The organism is Parvibaculum sp., from assembly GCF_019635935.1.
Lineage (GTDB): Bacteria > Pseudomonadota > Alphaproteobacteria > Parvibaculales > Parvibaculaceae > Parvibaculum.
In genome coordinates, this window is record NZ_JAHBYN010000001.1 from 3063143 (window position 1) to 3083574 (window position 20432).

Annotated in this window: 20 protein-coding genes; 15 read left to right on the forward strand and 5 right to left on the reverse strand. The window is 65.4% G+C overall.

Annotated elements, in window-relative coordinates; translation table 11 throughout:
- The first annotated feature begins 20 nt into the window (after positions 1–20).
- The 11 genes from KF719_RS15120 to KF719_RS15170 all read left to right on the forward strand — a co-directional run bounded on the left by KF719_RS15120 (position 21) and on the right by KF719_RS15170 (position 7967).
- Positions 21–449, forward strand: a complete 429-nt coding sequence (locus KF719_RS15120) for a hypothetical protein (RefSeq protein ID WP_293509704.1) — start codon at positions 21–23, stop codon at positions 447–449.
- Positions 446–625: a hypothetical protein gene (locus KF719_RS15125; protein ID WP_293509706.1), complete on the forward strand. Its 180-nt coding sequence runs from the start codon at positions 446–448 to the stop codon at positions 623–625. Before KF719_RS15120 ends, KF719_RS15125 begins: the two co-directional genes overlap by 4 nt.
- A gap of 206 nt (positions 626–831) precedes the next feature.
- Positions 832–1047: a hypothetical protein gene (locus tag KF719_RS15130; RefSeq protein ID WP_293509708.1), complete on the forward strand. Its 216-nt coding sequence runs from the start codon at positions 832–834 to the stop codon at positions 1045–1047.
- Between the two features lie 140 nt (positions 1048–1187).
- Positions 1188–1979 carry an SDR family NAD(P)-dependent oxidoreductase gene (locus tag KF719_RS15135; protein WP_293509710.1) on the forward strand — a complete coding sequence of 264 codons (792 nt, stop codon included), beginning with the start codon at positions 1188–1190 and terminating at the stop codon, positions 1977–1979.
- Between the two features lie 9 nt (positions 1980–1988).
- Positions 1989–3155 (forward strand): acyl-CoA dehydrogenase family protein, encoded by a 1167-nt coding sequence (locus KF719_RS15140; protein ID WP_293509712.1) that lies wholly within the window; start codon positions 1989–1991, stop codon positions 3153–3155.
- A gap of 10 nt (positions 3156–3165) precedes the next feature.
- Complete coding sequence (locus tag KF719_RS15145; protein ID WP_293509714.1) at positions 3166–4179, forward strand: acyl-CoA dehydrogenase family protein; 1014 nt, start codon at positions 3166–3168, stop codon at positions 4177–4179.
- Between the two features lie 29 nt (positions 4180–4208).
- Positions 4209–4880 (forward strand): nitroreductase, encoded by a 672-nt coding sequence (locus KF719_RS15150; protein ID WP_293509716.1) that lies wholly within the window; start codon positions 4209–4211, stop codon positions 4878–4880.
- A gap of 72 nt (positions 4881–4952) precedes the next feature.
- Positions 4953–5303, forward strand: coding sequence for a PepSY domain-containing protein (locus KF719_RS15155; protein WP_293509718.1), 351 nt, complete (start codon positions 4953–4955; stop codon positions 5301–5303).
- Between the two features lie 23 nt (positions 5304–5326).
- On the forward strand, positions 5327–5998 hold the full coding sequence (locus KF719_RS15160; protein WP_293509720.1) for a response regulator transcription factor: 672 nt from the start codon (positions 5327–5329) through the stop codon (positions 5996–5998).
- Complete coding sequence (locus tag KF719_RS15165; RefSeq protein WP_293509722.1) at positions 5988–7358, forward strand: ATP-binding protein; 1371 nt, start codon at positions 5988–5990, stop codon at positions 7356–7358. Before KF719_RS15160 ends, KF719_RS15165 begins: the two co-directional genes overlap by 11 nt.
- Positions 7359–7481: 123 nt before the next feature.
- Complete coding sequence (locus KF719_RS15170; RefSeq protein ID WP_293509724.1) at positions 7482–7967, forward strand: RT0821/Lpp0805 family surface protein; 486 nt, start codon at positions 7482–7484, stop codon at positions 7965–7967.
- A 533-nt stretch (positions 7968–8500) separates the two neighbouring features.
- Here KF719_RS15170 and KF719_RS15175 read toward each other — a convergent pair.
- A complete protein-coding gene (locus KF719_RS15175) occupies positions 8501–9868 on the reverse strand; it encodes a YihY/virulence factor BrkB family protein (protein WP_293509726.1) in 1368 nt (455 codons plus the stop codon).
- A gap of 113 nt (positions 9869–9981) precedes the next feature.
- The gene (locus tag KF719_RS15180) at positions 9982–10188 is read right to left on the reverse strand and encodes a cold-shock protein (RefSeq protein WP_293509728.1); all 207 of its coding nucleotides are present in this window, start codon (positions 10186–10188) and stop codon (positions 9982–9984) included.
- Between the two features lie 273 nt (positions 10189–10461).
- On the opposite strand from KF719_RS15180, the gene KF719_RS15185 reads away from it, so the two are divergent.
- A complete protein-coding gene (locus tag KF719_RS15185; protein ID WP_293509730.1) occupies positions 10462–11889 on the forward strand; it encodes a hypothetical protein in 1428 nt (475 codons plus the stop codon).
- Here the strand turns inward: KF719_RS15185 and KF719_RS15190 are convergent.
- Together KF719_RS15190 and KF719_RS15195 are read right to left on the reverse strand one after the other, a co-directional pair.
- Complete coding sequence (locus KF719_RS15190; RefSeq protein ID WP_293509732.1) at positions 11886–12902, reverse strand: D-cysteine desulfhydrase family protein; 1017 nt, start codon at positions 12900–12902, stop codon at positions 11886–11888. The two genes, KF719_RS15185 and KF719_RS15190, sit on opposite strands and share 4 nt — an antisense overlap.
- A gap of 2 nt (positions 12903–12904) precedes the next feature.
- The gene (locus tag KF719_RS15195; RefSeq protein WP_293509734.1) at positions 12905–14134 is read right to left on the reverse strand and encodes a CoA transferase; all 1230 of its coding nucleotides are present in this window, start codon (positions 14132–14134) and stop codon (positions 12905–12907) included.
- A gap of 232 nt (positions 14135–14366) precedes the next feature.
- Here KF719_RS15195 and KF719_RS15200 point away from each other — a divergent pair, with 232 nt between their 5' ends.
- On the forward strand, positions 14367–16196 hold the full coding sequence (locus KF719_RS15200) for a PAS domain-containing sensor histidine kinase (protein WP_293509736.1): 1830 nt from the start codon (positions 14367–14369) through the stop codon (positions 16194–16196).
- Between the two features lies 1 nt (position 16197).
- Here the strand turns inward: KF719_RS15200 and KF719_RS15205 are convergent, their stop codons facing one another.
- Complete coding sequence (locus KF719_RS15205) at positions 16198–18357, reverse strand: acylase (protein WP_293509738.1); 2160 nt, start codon at positions 18355–18357, stop codon at positions 16198–16200.
- 153 nt (positions 18358–18510) lie between these two features.
- On the opposite strand from KF719_RS15205, the gene ccmI reads away from it, so the two are divergent.
- Together ccmI and KF719_RS15215 are read left to right on the forward strand one after the other, a co-directional pair.
- Positions 18511–19374 (forward strand): c-type cytochrome biogenesis protein CcmI, encoded by an 864-nt coding sequence (gene ccmI, locus KF719_RS15210; protein ID WP_293509740.1) that lies wholly within the window; start codon positions 18511–18513, stop codon positions 19372–19374.
- A 58-nt stretch (positions 19375–19432) separates the two neighbouring features.
- A complete protein-coding gene (locus KF719_RS15215) occupies positions 19433–20365 on the forward strand; it encodes a peptidoglycan-binding protein (protein WP_293509742.1) in 933 nt (310 codons plus the stop codon).
- The last annotated feature ends 67 nt before the right edge of the window (positions 20366–20432 follow it).

Consider the following 20432-nt stretch of genomic DNA (forward strand, 5'->3'; position numbering starts at 1 on the left):
TAGAGGTGGAGGCCGCAGCCATGGGCGGGGCGAGGGACCTTTTCAACCGGACGCCGACGCTTGCCGAAATGGCGGCGCTCGCAGCGATCGTGCGCGACGCGGCCGGAAACGACGGCGAGGAATCATGTGTGGCGCTCGCCTGGGCGCTGCTGAACCGGTGCGCGGGCGGCCGCCCCCGGATCGGCGAGAGCCGTTTCGCGCCGACGAATTCCGATTTCGCCGATCCGGCTTTCTGGCGTGCGCTCTCGGCCGCCTGCCGCGCCTGGACGGGCGACGCGCCCGACCCGACGCGCGGCGCCACGCGCTTTCATTCGCACACAGATTATCCGCGCTGGGCGCACCGGACCGTGCCGAATGCGCTGATAGGAAAGAACTTCTTTTATCCCCCCGATCCGCCGGGCATTCGCGCGCCGGGCCGGGTCCAACCCCGAAAGGAAACCCCGATATGATTTCTCTCTTCTTCGAAACGCTGGTCAGCTGGATCGAACCGCTGCTCGCGATCGTCGGCGCGGCATCCGCCGTCGCCGCCGCGACGCCGACGCAGAAGGACGACAAGATCGTCGGCAAGATCGTCCGCATCGTCGACTTTGTGGCCCTCAATGTCGGCAACATCCGGCGCCGGTGAGCCCGGCGGTTTCCCTGCGCCGCGCCGCGCCAATTCGAGGTCCGGCGCGGCGCGGGGCGCCCGTTTTGGCGGATTTCCGCCGCCGCGAATTTAAAATTCACCACGGTTTATTAGAGTTTCATTAGGGCGTAATCCCTAAAATCGCAGTTGTAGCGTACCCCGGGCGGCCGGTTTTCGCCGGTCCGAACGAACGAGGGGAAACTCCAATGGCGCGGAAGATTTTTTACAATCGCCGATCACGCCGCCGCATGCTGGCGGTGACGGGCGTCTGCGTCGTTGCCACCGCCCTGTTCTCGGCCGGCGTCTATACCGGCAAGTCCTATCCCGCCCTGTTCAGCCTCGCATCGCTGTCGCCCGCGACAGCCGCCGCGCCCGTTGCTTCCAATGTCGTGCCGGTGTCGCTTACCGCAGCGGAATTCTGATCCGCCGCGCGCAAGAGGCTCTCACCCGCCGCCAATCTCCCTTCTATATCCGAACGCCGCTGTTCCCACGCGGACAGGCGAACCATATGCTGCTAGAAACGCCCCCGGACGATGAGGGGCGACGGGCAGGATCGGCGTTTATGGACCTTCAACTCACCGGCACGACAGCGCTCGTTTCGGGTGCGCATCGCGGTACCGGACGCGCCATCGCGCATGCGCTGGCGCGCGAGGGCGCCCATGTGCTGGTGCATGGCTTCGAGCAGGGGCCGGCCGACGCCGTCGCCGATGAAATTCGCGCCGCCGGTTTCTCGGCGAAGGGCGTTGCCGGCGACATATTGAACGATGCCGGTGCGGCGGAAGTCGCGGCTGCCGCGGGCGACATCGACATTCTCGTCAATAATTACGGCACCGCCGATGCGGGCTCCTGGACGAAATCCGAAACGCCGGACTGGATCGAGGCTTATGAGAAGAACGTGCTGTCGGCGATGCGCCTGACGCGCGCTTTCATGGGCGCGATGACGCGCAAAGGCTGGGGCCGCATCGTGATGCTGGGCACCATCGGCTCGACGGAACCGGCCGCGCGCATGCCGCAATATTATGCGTCGAAGGGCGCGCTGGCGACGATGACGATTTCGCTGGCGAAGGAACTCAAGAACACGGGCGTCACCGTCAATCTGGTTTCGCCGGGCTTGATCCGCACCAGGGAAGTCGAGGAGCGCTTCATCGCGCAGGGCCGTGAGCGCGGCTGGGGCGCGACTTGGGACGAAGTCGAGCCGCATGTGCTGAAGAATTTCATGGGCAACCTGACCGGCAAGATTCCGCTGCCCGAGGAAATCGCCGATCTGGTGGCCTTCGTCGCCAGTCCGAAAGCGGGCGCGATCAACGCGCTCAATATCCGGATCGACGGCGGCACGACCGCATTGGTGACGTGAGGAGACGAGATGCAGGCCTTCCGCTTCGATCTGTGTGAACTGCCCGGCGAAACGAAGGGCTTGCGCGACGATGTGCGCGCCTTCCTGGCAAAGGAACTCGCCAACGTGCCGGCGGTGACGCGGGCGCAGACCTGGTCGGGCTCCGATCCCGAATTCAGCCGCAAGATGGGCGCGAAGGGCTGGATCGCGATGACCTGGCCGAAGAAATATGGCGGCCATGAACGCAGCGCCTTCGACCGCTATGTGGTGCTGGAGGAAATGCTGGCGGCCGGCGCGCCTGTCGGCGCGCACTGGATCGGCGACCGGCAATCGGGTCCGCTCCTGATGCGCTTCGGCACGGAGGAACAGCGCCAGAAAATCCTGCCGCGCGTCGCGAAGGGTGAATGCTATTTCTGCATCGGCATGTCGGAACCGGATTCGGGCTCCGACCTCGCCGCGACGCGCACCCGCGCCGAAAAGGTGGAGGGTGGCTACAAGGTCAACGGCACCAAGCTGTGGACGTCGGGCGCCCATACCGCGCATTACATGATCGGTCTTTTCCGCACCCATCTCGACCCGCAGAACAAGCATGCGGGCCTGACGCAGTTTCTGGTCGACATGAAGACGACGGACGGCATCACCGTCCGCCCGATCAAGGATCTCGCCGGGAAGTCGCATTTCAACGAAGTCGTGTTCCAGGACGCCTTCGTGCCCGACGACATGATGGTCGGCACCGAAGGCGGCGGCTGGAACCAGGTGACGGCGGAACTCGCCTTCGAACGCTCCGGTCCCGAACGCTACCTGTCGAGCTTCATCCTGATGGTCGAGATGATCCGCGAACTCGAAAAGCGCGGCGGCGGCTCCTTTGATGAAAGGGGGGGCGCGCGCGAGATCGGCCGCCTCGTCGCGCATCTGGTGACACTGCGGCAGATGTCGCTCTCGGTCGCCGGCATGCTGGACAAGGGCGAAAACCCGGCGCTCGAAGCCTCGGTGGTGAAAGACCTCGGCGCGATTTTCGAGCAGGACATGCCGGTGCGCGCGCATGAGCTGTTGGGGATGGAGCCGACGGTCGGCGCGGGCAGCGACTACGAGCAGGTGCTCGGCTACCTGACACAGACGACACCGTCGTTTTCGTTGCGCGGCGGCACGCGCGAAATCCTGCGCGGCATCATCGCCCGCGGGCTCGGACTGCGGTGAGGAGCGGGACATGAACGAATTGCAGACGATCCTCGCCGACAGCGTCAACGGCCTGCTGGCCGAACGCGTGACCAGGGACCTGATCCAGAAGGCCGAGGACGGCGCCTGGCCGCAAGCCTTGTGGAATGAACTCGAAGCGAACGGTCTGACCCGCGTGCTGGCGCCGGAGGCGCAGGGCGGCGCGGGCGGCACATGGGCGGATGCGGCAATCGTGCTGAAGGCGGCGGGCCGCCATGTCGCGCCGCTGCCGCTCGCCGAAGCGGTGCTGGCGCATTGGCTGCTGGCGGAAGCCGGCATTGCCGCGCCCGACGGCGTGCTGACGGTGATGGAAGGCGATCTGACGCTAAAGAACGGCAAAATGTCGGGCATCGCGCCGCGTGTGCCCTGGGGCCGCAACGCGGCGCATGGCGTGGCGCAGGTCGGGACGGAAGTCGTGCTGGCGCCGCTCGCCGGCGCGACAATTGCCCAAGACATCAATGTGGCGCGCGAGCCGCGCGACGCGGTGACGCTGAAAAATGTGACGGTGCAATCGGCATCTGTTTCGCTGCCGAAGAATGCGCTGCGTCTTTACGGTGCGTTGATCCGCGCCTGCCAGATGGCCGGGGCGCTCGACTATCTGGCCGAGCAGACGGTTGCTTATGCCAATGAGCGCACGCAATTCGGCAAACCCATCGGCAAATTCCAGGCGATCCAGCAGCAGCTCGCGGTGCTGGCGACGCAAGCCGCCGCCGCCGGCATCGCCGCCGATCATGCCTGTGCAAGCTTGAACAAGGGCGACGCCGCATTCGAGATTGCGGTGGCGAAGATCCGCGCCGACGACGCCTCGAGCATCGCCACATCGATCGCCCATCAGGTGCATGGCGCGATCGGCTTCACCTACGAGCACGGGCTCCATTTCGCAACGCGCCGCCTCTGGTCGTGGCGCGCGGAGTTCGGCGCCGGCGCCGAATGGGCCGAAAGCCTCGGCCGTGCGACGATCTCGCGCGGCGCCGATGCGCTCTGGCCCTATGTGACGGCGCGATAGAATCCGCAACCGAAGAGAGAGCCTCACCGATGAAAGTTTCCGAAGCGCTGAAGAGCCGCATCACCTGCCGCGCCTTTCTCGACAAGCCGGTGCCCGAAGCGACCGTACGCCAGATACTGGAAGAGGCGAAATACGCGCCCTCGGGCGGCAACCTGCAGCCCTGGCATGTCTATGTTGTCGCCGGCGACCGGCTGAAGGAATTTCTCGCCATCGTCGCGGAGAAGCAGAAGGAAAACCCCTTCGGCGAAGGCACCGAATACGACATCTATCCGAAAGGCCTGACCGATCCCTACAAGGCCCGCCGCTTCAAATGCGGCGAGGACATGTACGCGACTATCGAGGTGCCGCGCGACGACAAGGACGGACGCCTGAAGCAGTTCATGCGCAATTTCCGCTTCTTCGATGCACCGGTGGCGCTGTTCTTCGCCATCGACCGGCAGATGGGCCTCGGCCAGTGGTCCGATCTCGGCATGTTCATCCAGTCGGTGATGCTGGCCGCCCGCGAGCACGGGCTCCACACCGCGCCGCAGGAAGCCTGGGCGATCTGGTACAAGACGGTGGCGGAGTTTGTGCAGATGCCCGATGAGCTTATGCTCTTTTGCGGCATGGGGCTTGGCTACATGGACGAGGCGGCGCCCATTAACCAATTGCGTACGGATCGCGCGCCGCTTGAGGAATTCGCCACGTTCAGCGGCTTCTGAGCGGCGAATTCTGACAGAAAGCCGGAACGCCCGTTCATCGCGGGTTCAGTCGGGATGACCTAAGACCGGGGCATGACGAAGAAACGCACATGGGCCGCTCTGGCATTCGCCGCTCCGATCCTCATTTTTATGGGGCTCGGGCAGGCGCGCGCCGACGATGTGATCGGTGCCCCGGGCGCTTCCGACCTGCTGGTCGAATCCCAGTACTGGGGCCGCGAGGACGACGCGCGCGACGCCGTGCGCCAGGGCCGGGTGATTTCGCCGGGCCAGGCCAAGCAGGCCGCCCTGTCGAGCTATCCGGGCCGCTATCTCGACATGAGCCTTGCGGGCCAGACCTACTATGTGAAGATCAGGACGGCGGACAACCGGGTCGTCGTGGTGGCGGTCGACGCCAGCTCGGGCCGGGTCATGGGCGCCCGGTAACGGGCAGAAGCGGAGACAGGGGTATGCGGCTTTTGGTTGTCGAGGACGATCCCGATCTCAACCGGCAGCTTGTCGGCGCGCTGGAGGAAGCGGGCTATGTGGTGGACAGTGCCCAGGACGGCGAGGAAGGACACTTCCTCGGCGACACCGAGCCCTACGACGCCGTGGTGCTCGATCTCGGCCTGCCCGAAATGGACGGCGTGACGGTGCTGGAGAAGTGGCGCCGCGACGGCAAGACCATGCCGGTGCTGATCCTGACCGCGCGCGACCGCTGGTCGGACAAGGTGGCGGGCTTCGACGCCGGCGCCGACGACTATGTGGCCAAACCGTTTTTCATGGAGGAAGTGCTGGCGCGGCTGCGGGCGCTGCTGCGCCGCGCCACCGGCCATGCGACCAGCGAACTCGAATGCGGGCCGGTTCGCGTGGATACGCGCAGCTCGCGCGTGACGGTGGAGGGCAGGGCGATCAAGCTGACCTCGCTCGAATACCGCCTGCTCGCCTATATGATGCATCACCGCGACCGCGTGATCTCGCGCACCGAACTCGTCGAACATCTCTACGACCAGGATTTCGACCGCGATTCCAACACCATCGAGGTCTTTGTGGGTCGGCTGCGCCGCAAGCTCGGCAAGGATGTGATCGAGACCGTGCGCGGCCTCGGCTACAGGCTGACGGCGCCGGAAGATGCGGTCTGACAGTCTCGCATTCCGCCTTGTCGCGGGCGCGGCGCTGTGGAGCGTCGTGGCGCTCGTCGCTGGCGGCCTGATCCTCTCCGCCATTTTCCGCAATTCGGTCGAGCGCAGTTTCGACGGGCGGCTCGACGTGCTGCTCGACAGCCTGATCGCGACGACGGAGGTCGATAGCGAGGGCAATATCGTGCGCGTTCGCGACCTTTCCGAAACGCGCTTCGACCTCGTTTATTCTGGCTGGTACTGGCAGGTCTCGCCGATGGCGGAGCGGCCGGCGCTGCGTTCGCGTTCGCTGTTCGATCAGTCGCTCGACCTTTCCGCGCGGCGCGGCATCGAGCGCAACGATCTCGGCCTCAAGGTCTTCGATGTCGCCGGCCCGGAAAACCAGCCGCTGCGCGTTGCCGAACGCCGCGTGACGCTGCCGGACTACGACATCCGGGTCTCCTTCGCGGTCGCCGGCGATCGCGGCGAAATCAACGCCGAAATTCAGGGCTTCAACACCTGGCTCTTCGCGGCGATGGCGGCAATGGGCGCGGGCCTGCTGATCGCCTTGCTGATCCAGGTGCGCTTCGGCCTCCAGCCGCTCGAACGCGTGCGCCTCGCGCTGGCGCAGATCCGTTCCGGCCGCGCGACCCGGCTGGAAGGAAAATTTCCGCAGGAAATCGAACCGCTGGCCGACGAACTCAACCGGCTGCTGGAAGGCAACCGCGAGGTGCTGGAACGCGCCCGCACCCATGTCGGCAATCTGGCGCATGCACTGAAAACGCCGCTCAGTGTGCTGACCAACGAAGCGCGCACGCATGACGGGCCCTTGGGCGAGACCGTGACCCGCATGGCGGCGCAAATGCGCGAACAGATCGACCATCATCTGGCCCGCGCGCGCATGGCGGCATCGGCCAATGTGCTCGGCGTCAACACGCCGGTCGCCCCGGTGCTGGCGCGGCTCGCGCGCGCGCTGGAACGCATCTATGCCGAACGCGGCATCGGCATCGCGGTCGACTGTCCGGCGACGACCGGCTTTCGCGGCGAGGCACAGGACCTGGAGGAAGTGGCCGGCAATCTTGTCGACAATGCCTGCAAATGGGCCGCCGCGTGGGTGACGCTGACTGTGACGCCGGGTGTCACGCACAACGGGCGACCTTTTTTCCTGCTGGCGGTCGAGGATGACGGGCCGGGCCTGCCCGAAGAGCAGCGCCAGACAGTGCTGAAACGCGGCGCGCGGCTCGACGAAACAAAGCCGGGTTCCGGCCTCGGCCTCTCAATCGTCACTGAAATTGCCGAGCTTTATGGCGGCGAGTTGCGCCTCGAAACCTCGGAAACCGGTGGCTTGCGGGCCGAACTGCTTCTGCCGGCTTCGGCCGACTGAAATCCGGCCCGATCCGGGCCGCGAAGCTGAACGCCCGATGAACGGCGCATTCAGGCCCCGCTCAAGGGCGCTCTCCTATCCTGATCATCGTTACATCACCCAATCAGGACATGGGGTACAGCGATGAAGATCAAGAGCACACTTTTCGTAGGCGCACTGGCCCTGGCGCTGGCCGGCTGCCAGACGGGCGGCCCCGGATACGGATATGGCGGTACGGGCCCCAAGGAAGGCTTCGGCACATTGGCTGGCGCGGTTGCGGGCGGTCTTGCCGGTTCGCAGATCGGCGGCGGTTCGGGCCGGCTCTGGGCGACGGGCGCCGGCGTTCTGATCGGTGCGATGGTCGGCAACAATATCGGCCGCAGCCTCGACCGCGCCGACCAGATGTATCTCCAGAACGCCTCCTACAGCGCGTTCCAGAGCGGCCAGTCGACGCAGTGGCGCAATCCGGACAGCGGCAACTACGGCTACGTCAATCCCGGCCGCTCCTATCAGTCGAATTCCGGCTACTGCCGCGAATACAACCAGACCGTCTATATCGGCGGTCGCGCCGAACAGGCCTACGGCACCGCCTGCCGCCAGCCCGACGGTTCGTGGCAGATCATGGGCTGACGCCCGACCTTCGTGAGACATCTCCTTCGTGCGACACCGAACGTGAAAAGGCCGCCGCTCTCCTTGAGGAAAGCGGCGGCCAGTTCGGAAACGGCAGCGACGCGGTCAGTTTATCTTGTCTATGGACCGCCCCGTTTGCGCCCATCTATTTCGATTGCAGAGTCGCCGCGCCGGAACCGGTGCAGCGATAAAGGATAAAGGCTCAGGCAGAAAGGCCTCCGGAAGTTTCCGACCTTACCTGCCTCGCCACACGACCCTCTGTTGAGATCGAAATCTTGGCGATGGCAAACGGCGTCACGTAACCGTTAGACATCGGATCACCTCCTTTCAATTGTTGAACCCAGTATCGCAAGCGTGAATCCGGAATGCGCGCGCGTCAAGAGAATGTGTGTGAAGAGTTCATGCACACACGATCGAGTGTCCGCGATGCCCGTCATTGTTGACATTTTCGAAGCAGGCGGCACCGCGCGATGCCGCGGATCGCCGGCCGGATAGGGCCTGAGCGGCGCGGATTTTGACATCGAATCGAGAAGTTAACGGCCCGCGGCCGTCGCTTTGCCGGCTTCGGCGGCGGGTTCCTCGGCCGCCAGCAGCGAGGCGATGGTGGTCGGATCGGCAAGTTCGGCCTCCCGCGCCGCCAGCGCCCCGAAAAAGGCTTCGACGCGGGGCTCATGTGCAAGGCTCGCATCCTCGACATGGCGCTTGTAGCGCTGCGCCCGCACGGCATCCAGAACGTCGGCGACACGGGTCTTGTCGGCCGGCCGGGCCGGCACGAAGCGGGGCGGGGTGCCGGCGGCGAAGGTGACGAGCCCGGCATTGCAGAGCGCGCGCGAGAGTTCACCCATCGCCTCCATCGGCACATGCAGCCGCCGCGCCAGCGCTTCTTCGGTCCAGGGCGTCTGCGCGCGCTCGAAAGCGTCGTGGATCAGCAGCAGCGCCTGAACCGCCATACGGTCGAGCTGGCGCAATGTCAGCGGGCTGACGCCGGCCTGTGCCGAAAGATAGGCGCGGTTCTGGTAGTAGAAGGCGATGGCGCAGCCGCCGAGCAGGATCAGCCATGCCGCGTAGAGCCAGATCATGAAAAAGACCAGGCTGGCGAAGGCCGAATAGATCGCCACATATTGCGCCGATTTGACGACGAATGTGGCGAAGGTCCAGCCGGCCGCCCCCCAGACGACGCCCGCAACTGTCGCGCCGACCAGCGCGGCGTCGAGTTTGACGCGCGTGTTGGGGATCATCATGTAGATGAAGGCGAAGGCGGCGATCAGCACCGCAAAGGGCAGCAGCCGGCTCGATTGCTCGACGATATAGACGACCAGCCAGTGTTCGGCGGCGCTGCCGATGAATGTGTTGGAAATCGCGCCCGCCATGATGCCGACAACAGTCAGCACGATCAGCGGTCCGAGAATGCCCATGCTGACAATTTCGGTGAACTGGCGCGCGAAGGAGCGGTTGGATTCGACGTGCCAGATGCTGTTGAACGCCGCCTCGACCTTGTTGATCAGCGAAATGACCGTGTAGAGCAGGAATGCAAAGCCGACCGTGCCGAGCACATTGGCGTTGACCCGCTGCACGAACTCCATCATCCGCTGCGTGATCTCGGCCCCCTGGTCGCCAAGCGGCGCCAGAAAGTCGGCCATGATGGTTTCGATGTAGCTGTCGAAACCGAAGGCGCGGAAAATCGCGAAGGCGATGGCGAGCGCCGGCACCAGCGCCAGCAATGTCGTGTAGACGAGGCTCATCGCCCGGAGGCTCAGCGCCCCGCCGGCAATGTCGCGCGCCGTCGCCCAGCCGATCCGCGCGGCAATGAGTATCGCCCGCATCCAGAAGGGCTGGTCGTCGAGGGTGCGATCCCAGATGAGAGCGTGGAGGCGCTCGATGAGCGAGGCGGAGCCGAACATGGCGCCATGCTAGACGCCGGAGCCCGCAATCGAAAGGCCCTCCGCCGTTTCCGGGGAGGGCCTCGATATTTTGTCGGGCGGGCGCGGCCGCCCGCGCCGATGATCTTCGTCGATCAGCCGAGCACCAGATTTTCGGCGGAGAAGCGACCGTTGCGCCCCTCGACCAGTTCGTACTGGATTTGCTGACCTTCCTGCAGGGTCTTCTGGCCGGCCTGTTCGACGGCGGAAATGTGGACGAATACGTCCTTTCCTCCATCGGCAGGTGCAATGAATCCATAACCCTTAGTGGCGTTGAACCACTTCACGACTCCGCTAGCCATAATGCGCTGATTGCCTCGCATAGAGATAGAACGAACGGATGCCGCCGTTCGGGGCCGCACCCGGGGAAAAACGCTATCACCGAAATTTGGCCCGGACCAACGAAAATCCCGGCCCGAAGGCGGCGCTCGCAACCGCGCTTACCCACCCAAATCACAGCCGAAAATGGCCAAATCCCGCCATTTGCGGGGATATGGAACCAAATTTTAAGTATGGGTCCGTAGGGTTGAGCCTTGGGGAGCGGCATGGGGGCCGCCGAGTTCAGCCGAGACGTCATGGCCAACGAACCGAACGCATCGCTGTCGCAGCGCCTGGCAAACTACCTGGCGCAATTGCCGCCGCCTGCCGTGCTGAAGCTCGCCTCGGGCATCGAGCGCGAAAAGCTGCGCGGCAATGCCGGCCTTCCCTATGAAACAATTCTGTCGGGCCTGCGTCCGCTGCTCGCCGCCTTTCGCGGCGCGCGGCCGGGCATGGCCGATCCGATGCGCCGCCTCTGTCAGCCCTTTGAGGATTTGCTGTCCAATGCGCCGGAGGTCGACCGTGCGCGCGGCCGCATCGCGCGCAGCGTCATCCAGCCGTTGTGGTCCTGGCTTGAAACCGAATTGCTGCCCGATGCCTTGCCCGATATGGCGCAGCGCATCGTCGATCACACATTGAAGGGCGATGCCGGCGCACGCGATACGACCGTGTCGGTGATGCATGCTTCGGTCGCGGCCGCCATTGCCGCCGCGCTCGACGACGCGCGCCGCGACGGCGCGCGGCGCCGCGAAATCGAGGCTCGGCTCGGCGGCGAGAGTGGTATCGAGGATGCGCGCGCGATTGCCGCCGCATTGTCGATCGCGCCCGTGATGCTGAAACTGCAATCGGCGTTGCCGAAAGGCGCCGCCGACTTCGACGACGGTCTGGTGACGGCCGTCAAGGAACTCTACGAAGAGGCGCGCGAAAAATCCGCCGAGGCGGCGCTCTATGTGGCGTTTGCCGCGATGGCGCGTCTCGCGGAACCCTGGCAGATCCTCCGCCTGGCGCGGAAGGTTGCCCATTATCGCAATGACATGCTGATCAGCCGCAGCGAACTGGCGGTTCTCGGGGAGGCGTTGCTTGCCGACATGGACCGGATCGCGCGCGCCGCCGAAAGCAAGCGCCCCGGCCATGCCGATCTCGACATGCTGCGCGGCGAGATAAAGCGCTTCGCCCGCATTTCGCGCGGCTTCACCGCCGAAATCGATTTGCGGCGCCACGGCGAATGGGGCCAACGCCTGCTCGGCGCGCGGGCGCGCCTCTCCGCGGCGATCTCGCAGGAAATGGCGCGCTTCGAAACCGATCTTCCGCGGGCCCTGCCGCTGCACCAGATCGGACAATATGGACGCGGCGGTCCGCTGCGTCCCGATATTTCGGCCGCGCCCGACACCGCGCGCACCGAGCGCATGAGCGCCTGTCTACGCTTCCTCGAAGGCCTGTCGCCGATCTGCGAGGCGGTCGGCGCGCAGAGCCATTGCCGGAGCGTTCGCGGCCAGATCACGGTCTATCTCAACACTTACGAAGACCGTCTGCTCGAAGAGCTCAGAACCGCGACCGGAACGGCCCGCATCAACGCCGAAGCGTTCATTGAAATCGCCGCTCGCTTCCGCGAGGCGCTTGGCGAGGACCGCACGGCGGATATTTTGCGCCGCCGCGCCGATGTGGCGTTGCAGGTCGCGAGCTAGAACTCGCCCTCATAGGCAAAGAGACCCGGCATGCCGCCGGTGTGCAGAAACACCAGCGCCTCGACATCGTTGTGCGCGCCGGCCTGAACCTGCGCCATGAAGCCGGCCATTCCCTTGCCGGTATAGACCGGATCGAGCAACACGCCTTCCTCGCGCGCCAGACATTCGACCGCGGCTTTCATGTCCGCCGTCGGCATGCCGTAACGCGCGCCGAGATGCGCGCCGTCCAGCACCACCGCATCGGGCCCGGGCGCGGCGATGCCGAGCAGCGCCGTCGTTTTCGCCGCCAGCGCCAGAATGCCGGCCGCCATTGCGTCGTTGTCGGCGCGGTAGACATTGACGCCGGCGATCGACGGACCGGCGCCGCGCAACATACGCCCCGCGACAAGACCGGCCTGCGTTCCGCCGCTCGACGAGGCATGAACGATGCGCGCCGCGCCGATGCCGCGCGCATCGAGCCCATCGGCAATTTCGAGATAGGCAGCCGCATAGCCGAGCGAACCGACGGCGTTCGAGCCGCCGACCGGAACCAGATAGGGTTTGCCGCCGCCGGCTTCGATCTCGTCCATGATGCGTGTGAAAACCGCGCCGGCATCGGCATCCGCCGGTTCGACGCGAATATCGGCGCCGAGAATGCGGTCGAGCAGCAGATTGCCCGAGCCGCGATAGGCATGACCCGCATAGGGCACGCTGTCGAACAGCACCAGCACACAGCGAAGCCCGGCCGCGGCAGCCGCTGCCGCCGTTTGCCGCGCGTGGTTCGATTGCAAGGCACCGGTCGTCACCACCGTATCGCAGCCCTTGGCCAGCGCGTCGCCGATCAGGAATTCGAGCTTGCGCGTCTTGTTGCCGCCGCCGGCAAGTCCTGTGCAATCGTCGCGTTTGATGAAGAGACGCGGGGGCGTACGATCCATGCGGGCGGCAAGCGCCGCGCGCAGCCGCGTCATTTCGGTGAGCGGCGTCGGCAGATGGGCGAGCGTGAAACGCGGAAAGCGGGCAAGCGGATCGGTCACGGTCAGACGATCCCTTCGGCGCGAAACGACGCGATCTCGGCGGGTGAGTATCCAAGCTCGCCCAGAATGGCGTCGGTGTGCTCGCCGAGAACCGGCGCGCGCTCACGGATCGTGGCCGGGGTGCGCGACAGGCGCAGCGGCGTTTCCATGATGGGCGCCGGACCCGGCAGGCCCGGAAAATCCAGCGGCTTCAGATAGCCCATTTCGCGGATATGCCGGTCGTCGAGAGCCTGTTGCGGCGAGTAGACGGGCCCGGCCGGAATGCGCGCCTTTTCGAGTTCGGCAAGCGCTTCCTCGGTGGTGCGCGTCTCCGCCCAGCGCGAGGTGCGTTCCGACAGCACCGCGCCGTTGTCGCCGCGCGCCAGATCGTCCTTGAAGCGCGGGTCGGTGAGCCAGTGATCCTCACCCATCAGCCGCGCCCAGCGCTTGAAGAGCGGCGCGCCGATGGCCTGCACCAGTATCCAGCCGTCCTTCGTGCGCACAATGTCGGCCGGTCCCGCATAGGGCGAGCGGTTGCCGATCGCCACGCGATCGGTGTGGCGCAATTGCTGTTCGATCAGGTGGAAGTTGAAATAGGCGAGCGCCGTCGATAGCAGCGCGCCCTCGACGATCTGGCCCTTGCCGGATTTCTGACGTTCCATCAGCGCCGCCATCGTGCCAAAGGCCGAAAGCGAGGCGGTGCCGAAATCGACCCAGGGCGCGTAGCTCTTCACCGGTTCCTCGGGGTATCCGGTCAGATAGGCCGCACCGACCATCGACTGTGCGACGCCGTCGAAGCCTGTGCGCTCGCTATAGGGGCCGCCATGACCGAAGGCCGAGACGGTGGTGAGAATGATGTCGGGCTTCGCCGCCGAAAGGCTCTCATAGTCGAGACCCATCGCCTTCAGCGTCGAGGGCGGCAGGTTGGCGACGACGACATCGGCGGTGGCGACCAGGCGGCGGACGATACCGCGTCCCGCCTCCGTCATCGGATCGAGCGTCAGACCTTTCTTGTTGCGGTTCATCTGCAGGAACATCGCGCCTTCGCCGCCCGCGCCGGGACCGGCATCCGGGACGATCGGCTGCACGAAACGGTCTTCGCTGCCTTCGCGCCTTTCGATGCGGATGACTTCGGCGCCCATATCGCCCAGAAGCGCCGCGCAATAGGGGCCGGCGATATAGCGGCCGAAATCGAGCACGCGGATGCCCGCCAGTATGCCCTGCGCCGAATTCCCGCCGCTCCGTTCCGTCATGCCGTCTCTCTCCCTGATCCTTTGTCCTGTCTCGTTTTCGTACACCGGACAGGTGCCGAAACGATAGGCGGCGCGCCGGTTTTGAGAAAGGCCGCCGGGGCAAATTTTGCATTTTATTTAGGCTTTGACCCGTACTGTACCGGCACTCGACGGGTGGGGAGACACGTCGACCGGGGCCATTTGTGGGAAGGGAAGCCGCGTGAGGGGGTCCGAGGACACGGCCGGAGAAGCTTTGCCCGATTCCGGCGCCGCCGGGCCGTCGGTCGAGCGCGCTTTCCGCTGGACCGGCGAATTCGCCGACCGGGCGCTGGAAGAGACTTATGCGCGCGCCAACTGGGCCGAAACGCGTTCCCGTCTGCGCGCCGTCCTGATCGCGGTCTATATCTTCGTCGGCTGGTCGGCCTTCGACCTTCTGCTGATCGGCTTCGGCTGGGCCTTTGTGGCGCTGATGGCGGCCAGGCTGGCGACGCTTGCCGTCGCGCTCACGGCGCTCAAACGGTACACATCCTACGACGACAACCGGAAATTCCTGCGCTGCGTGATGACGATGCAGGCGCTGGTCGCCATTGTCTCGCCCGTTTCGCTGGTGCTCGGTCAAACCGATTTCGCGGCCAGCCTGCTCGCCGTGGTCGTGGTCATCTTCGCCTTTTATGTCGGAATGCCGACGGCGCTGCGCGCGACGCTCGCCAATTCGCTGGCGCTGAGCGTCGCCTTCGTCGCGATTTGCCCCTGGCTTGCCGACGTGTCGCCGGCCGCGCTGGCACAGATCGCCGCACTATTCGTCGTCGTCAATGCGATCGGTGTCGAGATGGTGCGCGCGGCGAACCGGCTGCGCCGCAACGGCTTTCTGACGCTTGTCCGTCAGCAGGAACTTTACGAGCAGCTGAAGCGCGAAGTCGAGGTGCGGCGCGAAGCCGAACAGGCCGTTCGCGCCACCGAGGAAAGCTTCCAGAGCCTCTTTTATGCCGCGCCGCTGCCGATTTCGCTGGTCGACCCGGCCAACTACAAGCTGGTGCAGGCCAACATCGCGGCGCTGAAACTTTTCGATATTTCGGAAGAGGACGCCGCGGGGTTTGACGTTCGAACCTTCTTCACCGAGGAAAACCTCGACGCCCGTCTCGAGCGCCTGCTGGTCAGCGGCCGCGCCGGCGTGCCGGTGGAGTTCCGCCTGACGCGGCGCGACGGCTCGACGATATGGGCGCTTGTTTCGGCGGCAACGGTGCAGTTCCAGGGCCGTGCGGCGCTGCTGATCGGCATTCAGGATGTGACCGCGCGTCACAAGGAAGCCGAGACGCTACGCGAGGCGCGCGACCAGGCGACGGCGGCAAGCCGCTCGAAATCGGAATTCCTGGCCAACATGAGCCACGAACTCCGGACGCCGCTGAACGCCATCATCGGATTTTCGGAAGCGCTGGAGCGCGAGCTCTTCGGCCCCGTCGGCAATCCGCGTTACCGTGAATATGCCGAAGACATTCACGACAGCGGCGTTCACCTGCTGAGCCTCATCAACGACATTCTCGATCTCTCGAAAATCGAAGCGGGTCACTTCAACCTGCATGAGGACGAAACCGAACTCGATCACCTGGTCCAGGCGGCAATGCGCATCGTGCGCCATCGCGCCCAGCAAGCGAATATCACGATCGAATGCGAATTGCCGTCGCCGCCGATCTTCCTCGTCGCCGACGAACGGGCCTTGAAGCAGGTGCTGATCAACCTCGTGTCGAACGCCGTGAAGTTCAGTCCCAACGGAAGCACGGTGAGGATCGAGACGCAGATTTGCGCCGAAAGCCTGCGCATCGCCGTCATCGACAAGGGCATCGGCATCGCCGAACACGATATCCCCCGCGCGCTGACGCCGTTCACCCAGGTCGACGGCTCATTGTCGCGCACCCACGAAGGCACCGGGCTCGGCCTGCCGCTCGCCAAGCACCTGACCGAACTGCATGGCGGCACGCTGACCATCGAAAGCCAGGTCGAGGCCGGCACGACGGTCTATGTCGACCTGCCGCTGTCGCGCGTCGTCGGCCGCGATACGCCGTCGAAGGAAAGCGCGATCCTTTAGTTCACCGCTCGCCCGGCCTGTAGCTCTCGGCGATGTGACCCTCGAGGTCTTCCTCCTCAAAACGCACAGGCCTTGTCCGCATCGTCGCAAAGAGCGGCGCCTGATCGGCATAATGCGGCGAAGTCTCATCGAGCGTCGCCGAACCGAACTGGTGAACGCTCTCCGACGTCAGCCGTCCCTGCCGGTCCCATTCCACGAACATGATCAACGTGTCGCCGCCGCGCGCGGTCAGCGTGCCGTCCGCTTCGAGCCTGCCATAGATGGCGCGCAACGTGTCGGGCCCACCATCGACGGGGAGGTCGACATCGCCGCGCCGGAGCCGGTTGACGTCGCCCCATAGCGGATCGAGACGGCCGTGATGGGTTTTCAGCGTTGCGATGGCGTCGCGCAGCGTGTCGAGCGCGGCGGGCGGATCGCGCCCCATCAGCCCGGCGCGCACCACGGGCTCGGCCATCAACACACCGAGCGCCGCGCCGCGGCTCTCCCTGTTCGCCACGCGGTCCCATCCGGCCAGAATACGCTGCGCTTCGGCGAGATCGGCGTCGCCATCGGCATCCGCCTGCAACACCTCCTCGATCAGCCGCGCCATTTTCGAGCCGTCGCTGTATTTCAGATCGTATTTGTAGGTCCGGAATTCCTCGGCCGTGATCGAACGGTCGGCGCCCCATGTTTCCTCGGCGCGCATCGCCCGGTTGGTCATGTCGGTCTGAATGCCCATCGACGCGGCGAATTGCTCCGCCCGCAGATTGTCGTGCGGCGCCGTGGCGCGGAAGGGCGTGTTATTGGCGTTGTAGAGAAAGCCCGAATTGGGATTGAAGAGTTTCGGCACCGCCTCGAAAGGCAGGTAACCCTGCCAGATCAGGCTTGAATCTTCGCCCGCGACGACGCCCGACCAGTCCGGCCCCTCGACGCGCGCCGGAAACTGCGCGTTGTAGACATAGGCGATGTTTCCCTGCCGGTCCGCATAGATGTAATTGATGCTCGGCAGCGTCTGCAGCTTCATCGCCTCGATCCATTCGCCGAGCTGCGTCGCCTTGTTGAGCGCGTAATATTGTTCGACCTGCCGGATCTCTCCCATGCCTGCATAGCGCACGGCAAAGGCGCCCGCGTCGGTCTTCAGCACCGGCCCGTGCTCCGAGAACAGAACGTCGCGCGCCGCCGTCCACCAGAACGGTCCCCAGAGATCGACGCGAATTTCCGCCACCTGCTTTTCGAAGTCGCGCCATTCGCCGTCGAGGAGATACTGGTCTTCATTGTCGGGATTGAGCGTCAGGGCATAGACGTCGATGAGGTCGGGCTCGTTGACGGTGTTGGCCCAGCCCAGATGCCGGTTGTGGCCATGCAGCATGAACGGTGTACCGGGGAAAAATCCGCCGGCCACATGCCAGCCTTCGGCACTGCGCACCACCGCCTCCCACCAGGCGACGGGACCGGTGAAAGGCTGGTGCGAATTGACGAGGAGCCGCGTCTTGCCGTCGGCCGAGCGCGCGGGGCTGACTGCGACGGCGTTGGAGCCGACCGGCAGCGGCGTCTGCGTCGGCAGGAACGCATCGACGCCTTCCTTGGACAAGCCGCCCGCCTTGCCGATCCGTCCCTCGAAAATCGCCGTCAGCGTTTTGTCGAGCCCATAGAAGAACGGCGTCTTGAACATGAAGCCGGCGGCAATGTCCTTGCCTGTAAGCGGCAGGAAACCGGGCGTTACCCGGTCCGGATTGAGGGCTGCATAGTAGTTGACGCCGTCCGCATAGGCCTCGATCACGCGCCGCACTTCCGCGCTGAGGTCGCTTTCGTAGCGCGCCTCGACCGTTTCCCACACCCGCATCAGATGAACGAGATAGTCGCCGACCGCCGCCTTCTCGCCCTTCACCGATGCGAGATTGCCGCGTGTCGCGATAGCGACTTCCTCGATCGTCGCATAATCGTCCTCGGCATGGGCGAAGCCGACGCCGAAAGCGGCATCGGCGTCGCTCGTCCCGAGAATATGCGGCACGCCCCATTCGTCGCGGCGGATGAGCACGTCGTAATCGGCCGCGCGTTCGATCAACGGTGCGGGGTCGATGCGCGCGGGGGTCTCGACGGCGCCCCTGACCAGAATGACGGCGAGCACCGCAAGCGCGAGGCCGGCAAGCCCCAATCCCCCTGTTTTGACGATCCGCAGCACGCGCGCCCTCCTGATTCTCCGAATTGCGCCGGAGCCTAGCCGCCGCGGTCCGATCCGCAAAGCGGGCCTGCGTCCCTGCGCCGCTTTTGCGTGCCCGCGCGAGCCTCTATACAAGGGGCGTCCCGCTACAGACCCTCGCGAAAGGCTGTGTCCTTGGCATTTTCGGGCGACATTCCGCTCTTCGTCGCGCTTGCTCTTCTGGCCGGCATCGTCGTGACGTTCCTGCTCCGGCCCTTGCGGACCGGCAGGACGCGCGCCGACGCGGGCGAGAGTGAAGTTGCGCTTTACCGCGACCAGCTCGCCGAAATCGGCCGCGACGTCGATCGCGGCGTGATCGGCGAGGCCGAGGCCGATGCGGCGCGCATCGAGGTTTCACGCCGCCTGCTCGCCGCCGACGAGATGCGGCAGGAGGCGGCGCGCTGCGGCGAGACAGCGGACCCGCGCTGGCGCAAGGGCATGGCCGTGGTGCTGGCGCTCGGCGTGCCGCTGCTGGCGCTGGCGATCTACCTGCAGGAAGGGTCGCCCGGCCTGCCGGACCGGCCGATTGCGGCGCGGCTTGCGGCGCCGGCCGACACCCTGCCGGTCGAGGCATTGATCGTTCGTATCGAACGGCGGCTGAAGGAGCAGCCGGACGATCTGCAAGGCTGGGAGCTGGTCGCGCCGACTTATCTGCGTCTCGGCCGCTACGACGACGCGGCAGGCGCCTGGACGCGGGCGATCATCCTCGATGGCGTGACAGCCGAAAGGCTGGCGGCGCGCGGCGAGGCACGTGTGTTGGCTGCCGAAGGCCGGGTGACGGCGGGCGCCAGGGCCGATTTCGAGAAGGCCGCCGCCCTCGATGCGGGAGAACCGCGCGCGCAATATTTCCTCGGCCTTGCCGATTACGACGAAGGCCGCCGCGACGCCGCGCTCGCCCGCTGGAAAGAGCTGCTGGCCGGCGCCCCCGAAGACGCCGCCTGGGCTGCGGCGGTCGAGGCGCGCATCGCCGCCGTTGAGGCGGAAATCGCCCCGAAGTAATCCCCACCCCCGTCCGTGCCGGGCTAACATGGTCGCCGACTCGCGGCGGAGGGGGATCATGCTCAGCGAAATTCAGAAGCAGACGGCAAAAGCCATCGTCAATATCTTCGAGACGGGACGCGCGCTCGGTGACTATGGTCGCGTGACGCTGCTGGCCGGCGACAGCGGACACCTGACCTACGGCATGGCGCAGACGACGCTTGGCAGCGGCAATCTCTATCTGCTGATCAAGGCTTATTGCGCGGCGCCGGGCGCAGCCTATGCGGCGGCGCTGAGGCCCTATCTGCAAAGCCTCGCCGACATCGACCTGCGGCTCGACAACGACATGAAATTTCGCGGCCTGCTGAAAGACGCCGGCGCGGACCCCGCGATGCAGGAAACGCAGGACAGTTTTTTCGACCGCGTCTTCTGGCGTCCCTCCGCCGAGGCGGCATCGAAGCTCGGTCTTGCCGAAGCGCTGTCGCTGGCGGTCGTTTACGACAGCACGATCCACGGCTCATGGGCGGCGATGCGCGACCGGACCGTGGCGAAAGTCGGCCTGCCGTCGAAAACCGGCGAGCGCGGCTGGATCGGCGCCTATGTGAAGGAACGCCGAAACTGGCTGGCGACGCATTCAAACCCGCTGCTCGGCAAAACCGTCTACCGGATGGATGCCTTCGAGGCGTTGATCGGCGCAAAGAACTGGCAACTCGCGCTGCCGGTCGCGGTGCGCGGCGTTCGTATCGACCAGACCGTTTTCGACTACCGGCCGCCGGTGCCGGTCTCGGCCGTCGATGCCGCAACGCGCAACCTGCGCCTGACACAGCCCCACATGACCGGCGCCGATGTTCGCGCACTGGAAGAGGCGCTGGTGAGGGACGGCTATGCGATCAATGTCGACGGTGTCTTCGACGCCGGGCTCGAAGGCGCATTGAAGTCTTTCCAGAAGGAACACGGGCTCGTTGCCGACGGCATCGCCGGCCCGGCAACGCGAATGATATTGGGGCTCTGAATAGCCATTTTCCGGGGAAAACCTCTTTCACCGCGACCATTTAGCGGTTTGATCGGCTATCCTCGTC